We start from the raw sequence: 2,720 nt of genomic DNA, 5'->3' as shown, positions 1-2,720 counted from the left end.
GCCAAACAGAGTTTGTTGTTGACGGCGGTACGGCTAATACCGAGGCGCTTAGCAAGGGACTCAGGGGTATAGTTACCGTCATTCTTGATTTCAGCAATGACCTCAGCGTCTTGCAGGAAGGTAAGTGGTAAGCCTGATGTACTCGCTCGCATTGTAACCTTGCGGTCTGCGACTGAGCCTTTCCATTCTTTGACGAGGAGTGTTTCATCTTCGAATCCCTCTTGTTCAATGAGTTCTTCCTTCGACGTGTAGCGATGGAATCCCTCGATTACCCACGGCACACCCTCACGCATCTCGACTAGCACTGATGGGATGTACTCGCCATTACGCATTGAGTGCTTCCAACGTTCGATGTGCTCGTCGTCTCGTTCACGGATGTTCTCCGACCAGTCACACTTGACGTGTGCGATAGGAATGCGGAACTCTTTCTGCAAGCAGGCACCTTCGTCCTTGGTTGCGTTGTACACTCCGCTTAGTGAATTAGCTGTTCGTCCCATATTTACGCTCCGCTATATAGCATGTAAGTTTCACCCACACTCGCTCGTCTCTTACGCGCCACCACTTGGCGTGCTCATTGAGTTGGAGTAGTGAGTACGTTTGCCAACGATTAAGCAACCGCATCATGTAGACACGGTTGTCTCGTAGCTGGATTACTGTTCCTGTGGATTCTTTGTACATAAGAGCACCACTTCTTCCGAGTCATTGGTCAGTACGACGAATGTCCCAACCCCCTCTGCGGTAGGCTCATTACATTTGTAGTTGATGTACAGCACAAGGTTGTTGTGGTACTCCTCGGCTGCGTCCTGTTGAATTGCCTCAACGTCACATGCCTTAGCACTGTTGAACATCGAGATGACGATGTATAGGATTGCGCCTACGATACCACCTAGTAACCATCCTGATTTATCCATCTTGATTCTCCTTGAGGTAGTCCCAGTAGATAGCCTCACGCTTCTCAGCGTTACTGCCATCAGGCAAGCCTAGCTTTGAAAGTAACTTGCGTTGTGGTCCTGCCTTCTTCTGCTTGAAGTCAGCGAACTTCTGGTACAGGGGAGCTTCTTCCCAAGTACAACCGTATCGCTGCATTGTGTTAACCAGCTCATGACAAGGCTTACATATCTCACGGATGTCATCGAACCCAACCCATAGTTGGCGTGTCATCCATGCAATCATCTCGTCCTTAGTCTTGAACCCATAACCACCATCAAGGTGGTCCACTACTAACTTACCCACTGGGAACCACTGAGCACATAGCTCACAGCTCCTCAGCTTCTTCACATTGGGATGTAGCGTGCACCCTATAGGTAGGTCCATCTCCTCTGCTTCCTCCACTGTGTGGCTCGTTCTGGCTGCACAGTAGCGGTGTTTGATAGGGTGACGGGACCATATCTTACGGATACCGGAACGACAGAACTTCGACATGAAGGCTGTCTCATCCTTCCATAAGTCAGGTGCGTCCTCCCACGGTTTACCCTTTGCCATATTTCACCCGATAGAATCGCTTGGCTTCTTCCCATGCTGCCGCAGAGGAACCGAACATACGCCATGCAACCTTGCAGTCATGTCGTACATACACAGCCCAACCCCACACGGTCTTGTTGGCTATGTCATCATGGAACCAAGGTGCTCTACGCACGTGTCCTCTATTCACGGTTTGCATAACTCAAGTCCTTTAGTCGTATAGACCACACAGTAGGGAACCAACCGTCTGTGTAGTTGCGCTTGCTAGCCCACATACCCCAGCCCCAGTAGAGTCTGCCTTGGCAGATACGGGGATAGCGTCTGATGTGCTTCTTCACCACTTCTTACCTCCCGCTGCATCACGTGCTGCCTTCATGTGGTCAGGACGATGTTTGTTGTAGTTCAACTTGGTCGCCACAATCTGTGCCATGTCATACCCTTCCGCTTCAACGATGCGCCATGCCAACACAGCGGCACGTTGTAACTGGTAGTTCTGGAATAGATTGCCACGCTGCATCCATGCCTCGGAGAGACAGGCGTGTAGGTTAGCCAAGTCAGTAGGTCGGTCATCAGATAGGGACCACTCAGAGATACCGTCGTCCCAACTGACGTTCTTCATACCCAAGTAGTCGAGGACACGGATGAATGTGTCAGCCATCTCAACCACTAGCATTGGGAACTCCACGAGGTGGGTGTCCATGAGTAGCTTACGTAAGCCCTCCACACCCTCACTCACTTCGGAGTGGAACAAGCAGGTGAACTTCGCAAAGGAACGAGGTTCATCATGCCAGCCCTTCTCTTTGTTCTGCTCGTAGATAGCAACCTGCGTAGTCTGACAGTACGCTGCCAAGTCTCGCAATGGAATGGGTTTAGTCATTAGCAATCTCCCATGTGTTGGTGAGCGTCAGGCTCTGTCCTTCTTCTAAGACTTGGAAGTTATCTTCTAACCAGTCTTCCTTGGCAGTACCTACCTCATGCTGTGTAGAGCCTGAGTGTAGTACAGTGCCAGTACCTGCACGTGTGAACAGAATCACAAGTCTGGTATGACGATGCACACCGATGCGTGGGTAATCGCAGATACGCTTAGGTTCGTATGTGCCTTTGTCTATCTCTGCTCGAATCATTCAGTCCTCCCATGTGAACTGTGTGTGGTGGTAGCGACGCAGGAACAACAGGTTTGCTGTCTCCACTAGCATCTCTTGCCACGTTAGATGAGTGATGCCATCTTCTGCCATGACACCGTCTGGGTATTTCTTCTG

The 2,720-nt window shown here is 50.6% G+C and carries 4 protein-coding genes and 1 pseudogene; all 5 read right to left on the bottom strand.

Annotated features, from left to right (window positions below; translation table 11 throughout):
- A pseudogene (locus tag ABMA70_RS15905) lies at positions 1–497 on the bottom strand (hypothetical protein); the annotation flags it as partial.
- 153 nt (positions 498–650) lie between these two features.
- Positions 651–911 (bottom strand): hypothetical protein, encoded by a 261-nt coding sequence (locus tag ABMA70_RS15900; RefSeq protein ID WP_393022379.1) that lies wholly within the window; start codon positions 909–911, stop codon positions 651–653.
- The gene (locus ABMA70_RS15895) at positions 904–1,482 is read right to left on the bottom strand and encodes a hypothetical protein (RefSeq protein ID WP_393022376.1); all 579 of its coding nucleotides are present in this window, start codon (positions 1,480–1,482) and stop codon (positions 904–906) included. The genes ABMA70_RS15900 and ABMA70_RS15895 overlap by 8 nt, the downstream gene beginning before the upstream one ends.
- 313 nt (positions 1,483–1,795) lie before the next feature.
- Positions 1,796–2,338 (bottom strand): hypothetical protein, encoded by a 543-nt coding sequence (locus ABMA70_RS15890; protein ID WP_392994225.1) that lies wholly within the window; start codon positions 2,336–2,338, stop codon positions 1,796–1,798.
- Entirely contained in the window at positions 2,331–2,585 is a 255-nt protein-coding gene (locus ABMA70_RS15885) for a hypothetical protein (RefSeq protein ID WP_392994227.1), read from the bottom strand. Before ABMA70_RS15885 ends, ABMA70_RS15890 begins: the two co-directional genes overlap by 8 nt.
- Positions 2,586–2,720: the final 135 nt, after the last annotated feature.

It is taken from the genome of Halobacteriovorax sp. XZX-3, assembly GCF_043196495.1.
Taxonomy (GTDB): Bacteria; Bdellovibrionota; Bacteriovoracia; order Bacteriovoracales; family Bacteriovoracaceae; genus Halobacteriovorax_A.
This window is presented reverse-complemented; position numbering and strand designations above follow the sequence as displayed.